6 protein-coding genes and 1 pseudogene are annotated in these 7,606 nt (G+C 36.7%); 6 read left to right on the plus strand and 1 reads right to left on the minus strand.

Annotation, left to right across the window (positions count from 1 at the left end):
• Positions 1–90: 90 nt before the first annotated feature.
• Positions 91–1,005: pseudogene (locus A9G38_RS08945) on the plus strand (IS3 family transposase); the annotation flags it as partial.
• Between the two features lie 151 nt (positions 1,006–1,156).
• Here the strand turns inward: A9G38_RS08945 and A9G38_RS08950 are convergent.
• Positions 1,157–2,506, minus strand: coding sequence for an MFS transporter (locus A9G38_RS08950; protein ID WP_034915498.1), 1,350 nt, complete (start codon positions 2,504–2,506; stop codon positions 1,157–1,159).
• A gap of 233 nt (positions 2,507–2,739) precedes the next feature.
• On the opposite strand from A9G38_RS08950, the gene A9G38_RS08955 reads away from it, so the two are divergent.
• The 5 genes from A9G38_RS08955 (at position 2,740) to A9G38_RS08975 (ending at position 7,579) form a co-directional block, all read left to right on the plus strand.
• A complete protein-coding gene (locus A9G38_RS08955; RefSeq protein WP_034915495.1) occupies positions 2,740–3,303 on the plus strand; it encodes a DNA-3-methyladenine glycosylase I in 564 nt (187 codons plus the stop codon).
• A 12-nt stretch (positions 3,304–3,315) separates the two neighbouring features.
• Positions 3,316–3,939: a YdcF family protein gene (locus tag A9G38_RS08960; protein ID WP_051634360.1), complete on the plus strand. Its 624-nt coding sequence runs from the start codon at positions 3,316–3,318 to the stop codon at positions 3,937–3,939.
• A 100-nt stretch (positions 3,940–4,039) separates the two neighbouring features.
• Positions 4,040–5,401, plus strand: coding sequence for a tRNA uridine-5-carboxymethylaminomethyl(34) synthesis GTPase MnmE (mnmE, locus tag A9G38_RS08965; protein WP_034915492.1), 1,362 nt, complete (start codon positions 4,040–4,042; stop codon positions 5,399–5,401).
• A 781-nt stretch (positions 5,402–6,182) separates the two neighbouring features.
• The gene (locus A9G38_RS08970) at positions 6,183–7,181 is read left to right on the plus strand and encodes a hypothetical protein (RefSeq protein WP_141671781.1); all 999 of its coding nucleotides are present in this window, start codon (positions 6,183–6,185) and stop codon (positions 7,179–7,181) included.
• Positions 7,182–7,276: 95 nt separating this feature from the next.
• Entirely contained in the window at positions 7,277–7,579 is a 303-nt protein-coding gene (locus tag A9G38_RS08975; protein ID WP_034915944.1) for an IS3 family transposase, read from the plus strand.
• Positions 7,580–7,606: the final 27 nt, after the last annotated feature.

The following is a 7,606-nucleotide window of genomic DNA, read 5'->3' on the forward strand; positions in this document are numbered from 1 at the left end:
AGAGTTAACCGCTGAGCAACAGCGGATTATGGCGTTAGAAAAAGAGATTAAAGAACTGAAAATGGCCAATGATATACTAAAAAAGGCGCATGTGCATATCATCAACAATCCAAGTCGATGAAGTACGCTTATATGAAAAATCATTTAACCTGCTATCCCGTTACTAGGATATGCTCATTACTTGGTGTCAGTTCATCGGGTTATTATGCTTGGTTAAAAAGAGCAAACAAATCAGCTAAACTCAGCGAGTATATTAAAAAGCAGTATTGGCAACATAATGCCCGTTTGGGTGCACCAAGCCTGCTTCATGATGCAAGAGAAGCGGGCTATCAAGTTTCAGAAAGGACAATTAGCCGTGTTTTGCAACAATGGGGATTACTTAGTTTAAGATTGCATAGTAAAGCAGCACGTAAATTCAAGTATAAAACAGATATGGCTCATCGCAATATTGCGCCCAACACGTTAGATAGACAATTTAACCCTGATAAGCCTAATAAAACATGGGTAACCGATATTACTTATATTAAAACGGGTGAAGGTTGGTTATATTTGTCGGTGATTATCGATTTATATGGACGAAAAGTGATTGCTAGGCAAACCAGACGCTACATAGACCGTCATTTAGTGTGTAATACATTAAAACAAGTCTTATTTCGGCGTTACTTTCCTAAAAATGTACTCATTCATAGTGACCAAGGAAGCCAATATTGCAGTGCTGATTTCAAACAATTATTGTTACAATATGGGCTAAGACAAAGCATGAGTCGAAGAGGAAACTGCTTTGATAATGCGATTGTTGAAAGTTTTTTCCATACACTCAAAACCCATATTATTCATGACTGTTACTACAAAACGAGAAAGTTGGCTAATCAAGCACTATTTGAATATATTGAAATCTATTATAATCGGATACGCCGTCATTCAGCCAATGGCTGGGTATCACCTGAACAATATGAACAACAATATTACCAAAACGAAAAAATGATAGAGGTGGGCACTGTCTAATATTTTGGCGAGGATCATGATGAATCGAGTTATGGTTGTTTTTTACAGAATTATTATAACTCACATCATGCCGTCTAAAAAATAATCACGAAAGATCAACACGCCCTAATATTTTTATAATTAATGTTTTTATTATTTAGGCTTTTATCGATTAATGATTTTCCTCACTTTGCCAGCCATTTTTAGCTAAAGGAAAGAAACCGACCCCAACCGCAATTAACGCCACAAAAGAGATGTAAATACCAGCACCAAGATAACTATATTGACCTAATAAATGTTCAGGGCTTAATAGATAAATGGTTAATGTTGGTGTAAATGCACTAAATAGCGCATAGGCTAAATTATACGAAAATGACAAACCCGAATAACGGATCGCAGGAGGGAAAGCTCTTGTACCAACGATTGCTGTCATTGCAACAGAACCAATAAATAGCCCAAATACAGCCCAAAGCGAATAAAGTTTAGTTAAGGACATATCTGGCGACAAAGAGCTATAAAATACAATGCTCATAATAGCAAGTCCGCCCCAGTTAATTAGCATTGTTTTGGTTGTACCTATTTTATCTTCTAACCAACCAAAAATAACGCAACCGATAGTCAAAGTTAGTGCAGCAATACAACCACCAATACGCCAATCAAGATTAGCAAAATGGTACATGCCACCTACAATACGACCCGGTGTAATCAAAATACCCACCATAATTGCCGTCGACAACGACCAAGTCAAAAGAGCCACAATTAGGCAAGCTGTTTTATGTTTTTGAAGCACGGTAACGACAGGAATATTCTTTTCAATTGCTTTGCGTGCCGCTAACTCTTTAAAGATAGGTGTTTCAGATAAAAATCGACGTAAATAAACCGAAATAACGCCAAAAATACCACCAATAATAAACGGAATACGCCAAGCATAATCTAAAATATTTACGGTGGTAAAACAAAGATCAATAATGATAGTCACAATAAAGCCAAGTAAAATACCGCCAGTAATACCTGAAGTTAACGTACCGATACCTAAACCATAACGTTGCTTTGGCACATGCTCAGCAATGAACACCCAAGCTCCTGGCATTTCACCACCAATTGCGGCACCTTGAAGCATACGCATCACTAATAATAACAGAGGTGCAAAAATACCAATCACTTCATAAGTTGGTAAAACACCAATGATAAATGTAGGTAATGCCATCATAGCCACGCTTAAGGTAAACATCCGCTTACGTCCCACTTTATCACCAAAGTGCGCCATAATTATGCCACCAACAGGACGAACCAAATAACCAGCAGCAAAAATACCCCATGCAAATAAATCTAACGTTAATGGCGATAAAAAATGCGGTAAAAATAGTGGTTTTACAATGGTATCGATGTAAAGCGCATAAATAACAAAATCATAAAATTCTAACGTACCACCCAAAGAGGACAAAACTAACGTTTTAAAATCCTGCCGATTTAATGGTCGAGCACTAGGCTGCCATTCCGCGTTGATTACAGACTGACTCATGGAAAAACCTTATTATTAAATTAAGTTAGAAAATAAAAAATCTATCTTTTATTGATTTAAGTTAAAAACGTGAGATTCATTCTGCCACAAAAAAAAGGCTTTTTTTTCATCATAAAAAAATTTAATGTATGCAACAAAACTACTTATTTGATTTATAATTCAATTAATCGAAGCTTAAAAAATATAAATCACGATAAAGCATAATCAATAATGGATAAATTGGATAAAATTTGATGACAAATAGCAACAAAGTACGCTGTAGTTGGGTTTTGGATGACCCAATATACATTCATTACCACGATAACGAATGGGGCACTCCCCAATATGATAGCCTTAAACTATTTGAAAAAATTTGCCTTGAGGGGCAACAAGCGGGATTATCGTGGATCACTGTTCTAAAAAAACGCGATGAATATCGACGTTGCTTTTTTAATTTCGACCCACACAAAATTATTCAGCTAACGCCTGAAAATATTGAACATCTTTTAAAAAATAAAGGACTAATTCGTAATCGTTTAAAGCTAAATAGCATTGTAAAAAATGCTCATGCTTATTTAAACATGCAAAAAAATGGTGAAGATTTCTCGCAATTTATCTGGTCTTTTGTTAATAATAAACCAATTATTAACCACTTTAACGACAAAAGCGAAGTTCCCGTAAGTACTGATATATCAGAAAAAATGTCAAAAGCGCTAAAAAACAAAGGATTTACATTTGTTGGTTCTACCATCTGTTATGCTTTTATGCAGTCCATGGGATTAGTTAACGATCATTTTGAAAATTGTTATAAAAAATAAAGGAAAAAATGGATGATAACAAAATCAATAAAGTATGGTATAGCCTTAATATTAGCCTATTTCATTATTGCTAACATTGCGATTTATATTTCTTCGATGCAAAAACCAATAAAAAATGCCGATACCTTGGTCATATTGGGAGCCCAAGTGATTAACACACCAGCCATAGCTTCTTCAACCTTAGCCGAGCGTTTAAATATTGCCATAAATTATTTACAAAATAACCCACAAACCAAAGTTGTTGTTTGTGGCGGACAGGGAAAAAATGAATCTGCAACTGAAGCTAGTGTAATGGCTCAATATTTAATTGAAAAAGGGATCGATGCTAATCGAATTTATCAGGAAGACAAATCAACCCGAACAGCCCAACAATTTATTTATGCAAATCGTATATTACCTTTAGGCAAAACGGTTGTGGTAACCAATGATTTTCATTTATTGAGATCGCTAATGCTTGCTAAACGTTCAGGAATTAACGAAGTATCAGGCTTAGCCGCGCCATTAGATTTGACTAAAAGAGATAAATATATCGCATTAATAAGAGAACCCCTAGCACTAGCAAATTCTTGGTTATTCGACCATCCAAGCGATAGTACCCCCCCTGAAAACCAATTACCCAGTCAACCATCTAACTAGAATTATTGGCGCATCACGGCAAAAGCACGGGTAACTACTGTTTTTGCCGTGCGTCCATGATATCATTAACTATTAAAATTTAAATCAGTTACAGATAAATATGAAATCAGACACAATTGTTGCACAAGCAACACCACCAGGTCGTGGTGGCGTAGGTATATTGCGCATTTCTGGACCCCAAGCCCAAGCCGTGGCTCAGGCAGTATTAGGGCAAATACCCAAACCAAGGTATGCGCATTATCTTCCTTTTTTAGCTACTGATGGTTCAATTTTAGATGAAGGTATTGCGCTGTTTTTCCCAAATCCACACTCTTTTACAGGCGAAGATGTACTTGAATTACAAGGGCACGGTGGTCCAGTTATTTTGGATCTACTTTTAAAGCGTATATTAGAACTTCCTAACATCCGCATTGCAAAGCCGGGAGAGTTTTCAGAGCGTGCATTTTTAAATGACAAGCTAGATCTGGCTCAAGCCGAAGCTATTGCTGATTTGATTGATGCTAGCTCAGAACAAGCGGCAAAATCGGCAATATCATCTTTGCAAGGAGTATTTTCTAAAAAAGTGAATGCCTTGGTTGAATCCTTAATTCATTTACGCATATTTACCGAGGCAGCAATCGATTTTCCTGAAGAAGAAATTGACTTTTTATCTGACGGCAAAATAGAAGCACAGCTTAACCAAGTCATAACTCGTTTAAGCGAAGTTCGCCAAGAAGCTAAACAAGGATCATTGTTACGAGAGGGCATGAAAGTAGTCATAGCAGGGCGTCCTAATGCAGGAAAATCAAGCTTACTTAATGCGTTAGCTGGGCGTGAAGCTGCCATTGTGACCGATATCGCAGGCACCACGCGTGATGTACTGCGTGAACATATCCATATTGATGGCATGCCACTACACATTATTGATACCGCAGGTTTACGAGAAGCTAGTGACGAAGTAGAACGAATTGGTATAGAACGTGCTTGGCAAGAAATTGAGCAAGCTGATCGTGTATTATTCATGGTTGACAGCACAACCACAACAGAAACCAACCCAGAAAAGCTATGGCCTGAATTTATTGAACGCTTACCTAAAAATATGCCAGTAACCGTAATTCGTAATAAAGCCGATTTAACAGGCGAAAAGCTAGGATATAGTGAAGTAAATGGCTACTCACTGATTCAGCTTTCAGCTCGAACGGGGGAAGGCATTTCACTATTACGCAATCACCTAAAACAAACAATGGGCTTTACCAGTAGCACAGAAGGTGGATTTTTAGCACGTCGCCGCCACCTTCAAGCACTTGAAAAGGCAGCCGAGCACTTAAATAATGGTAAACACCAACTAGTCACCTTCCATGCTGGTGAATTGCTCGCTGAAGAGCTAAGATTAGCGCAAGAATCCTTAAGCGAAATCACAGGAGAATTTACTTCTGATGATTTATTAGGCCGTATATTCAGTTCGTTTTGTATTGGTAAATAGGTCAAACTTTAATTCTACGTTAAATAAAGTCTATAAAGCAGAACATTGCCTAGTTGTTGGTATATTCCAATATCAAAATGTGCTGACAACTAAGAAAATCAGCATCTCAAGTAAGAATTTTTTATTATGAACAAACTAAAGCTGGCATGTAATATTTAAATGCATTCAAATAGACTTTAAACAAAATATAAAATTCCCAAAGATACTTTATAGTGAATTAATTTCACTAAAAAATCAAATAAAATCAATAGTCTACCTGAACGATTTTAAAGTAAAAAACACACTTATAGCACCACAATGCTAATATGCTTGCCTTATCACAGCATCAAAATATACCGATAACGAAATAAAGCTAGCACGCCAAACTGGGCTGTTGGGTGTGTTTGTGTTTTAGATGTTATTAGCAATATTAATCATTCCGCAAAAGCCAATATGTTCTAAAGCTAACACACTATTTTAATTATAAAATTCTCCTATCTATAAAGTCGAATTGTTTGCATCTTTACATTTCTTTACAAAAAAATCCGCCAAAAAACTAGCCAACTATTTTTTAAATGGTTATACTTTCATCGCTGTAGGAAAACAAGCTTATTAAATAAGCGAATAATTATAAAAATTCAAATAAAACAAAATATTACTTGACACGAGGAATGTAATGCATTATCATTTTAGGCACTAGCAAACCTATGTCTTAAATTTATCAAATAATCCTATTCGACGAGTTTTTATACGAAGCTCATTTATATCTTCCAAATCATTATCAAAATTAACCCAAAAAATCTTGTTGGTACTGTTATTAATACTGCATTCATTGAATTTGCAGGCATTAACTAGCAAAACTAGTCGAATGCATAATAATCGTAGCGATGCAATAATTTTGCCTTCATCTATGTTTATCAACTATGTAAGGCCGAATCTAAGATTTGGTAATAGCCATGATGGTTTTTGGGGGAATAATCACGCAGGCCCACCTAACATATGGGATCCTGATAAAGGTTTTCTTGTTCAGGCAACTAATTTACCCGATTATGAACTTAATTTTCCAACTACGGGCTTAGATGGTTTATATTTTGATTTAGATATAGAAGGAGAAGATGCAAGTCAGTTGACTTGGTATGTTGAAACGGAAGGGGATATAAAAGCAACGGTGAGTTGGACGAGGCCAATCCAATTAGGAGATAGTGATATTTGGATTCCTCCGCATCAGAAATATAACCCTGATTATTATGTTACGCGGGTAACATTACATGGTCCTAGTGCAAGTCCTAGTCAGCGAAATTCAGATTTTCCTAGCCGACTGAAAGTTCCATCTTTGCCACAGACATTTGAATTGGTGGGAACAGATGGTCGTGGCAATGCGGTGAAGTATGGCTTTGTGTTAAAGCAGTGGTTCGTTAGTCGTGGTTTGGACTATTATCATGTGGCTGATTTTGTAAAACAATCAACATGGTGTGATAGTTTAGGTTATAAAATGTCACGGATAAGCGATTTAACCAATGCGAAGTGTGGTGTAGATGATAAATTCCCATGTAAAAATGGCGTAGATGGTGCTACACCATCTTCTGAAGGTGATTTTTATCAACGACAAATTGGTGCTGGATTTTTTACTGAATGGGGTGTTGTGGGCGATTACGGCGAAACCCCCTCCCCCCTGCTGCAGTTATGGACGAGTGAGTTATATATGGTCATGGATGGAGGCATAATTATGGATACTGGTTTAGATGTTGCTGATGATATGTCTATGTCCCCCCCCCTTGGTGTTATTTGCAGGACACCTTAACTCTTATTTCTTAAAACTGGATCGGCTACACTAATTAGTACCAGTTTTATAAGGTCATTGTTATGATAAACTAAAAATAAGAGAAGGTAACAACAATGGCAATCGATTCATCACGAAGAGCAAAACGTAGCTTTACTAACGAGTTCAAAAAACAAATGGTCATGCTATATCAAAATGGTAAAAAACGTGCGGATATCGTCGCAGAGTATGACCTCACCAAATCAGCATTAGATAATTGGATAATGCAGTACCAAACTACCGGCTCATTCATCGCAAAAGATAATCGTCGAACTGAAGAGAACGAACTTATCGCGCTACGCAAAGAGAATAAACGTTTGTTAATGGAGAATGATATCCTAAAGCAAGCGGCGTTGATAATGGGAAGAAAATCGAGTTAATTTTACATAATAAGCATCGATACAGCT

This window comes from Gilliamella sp. Imp1-1, from assembly GCF_001690415.1.
GTDB classification, from domain to species: domain Bacteria; phylum Pseudomonadota; class Gammaproteobacteria; order Enterobacterales; family Orbaceae; genus Gilliamella; species Gilliamella bombi.

Excerpts from the sequence above, each read along its gene's own strand:
- A9G38_RS08950 (WP_034915498.1), bottom strand. The coding sequence starts at position 2,506 with ATGAGTCAGTCTGTAATCAACGCGGAATGGCAGCCTAGTGCTCGACCA.
- A9G38_RS08955 (WP_034915495.1), top strand. The coding sequence starts at position 2,740 with ATGACAAATAGCAACAAAGTACGCTGTAGTTGGGTTTTGGATGACCCA.
- A9G38_RS08960 (WP_051634360.1), top strand. The coding sequence starts at position 3,316 with ATGATAACAAAATCAATAAAGTATGGTATAGCCTTAATATTAGCCTAT.
- mnmE (WP_034915492.1), top strand. The coding sequence starts at position 4,040 with ATGAAATCAGACACAATTGTTGCACAAGCAACACCACCAGGTCGTGGT.
- A9G38_RS08975 (WP_034915944.1), top strand. The coding sequence starts at position 7,277 with ATGGCAATCGATTCATCACGAAGAGCAAAACGTAGCTTTACTAACGAG.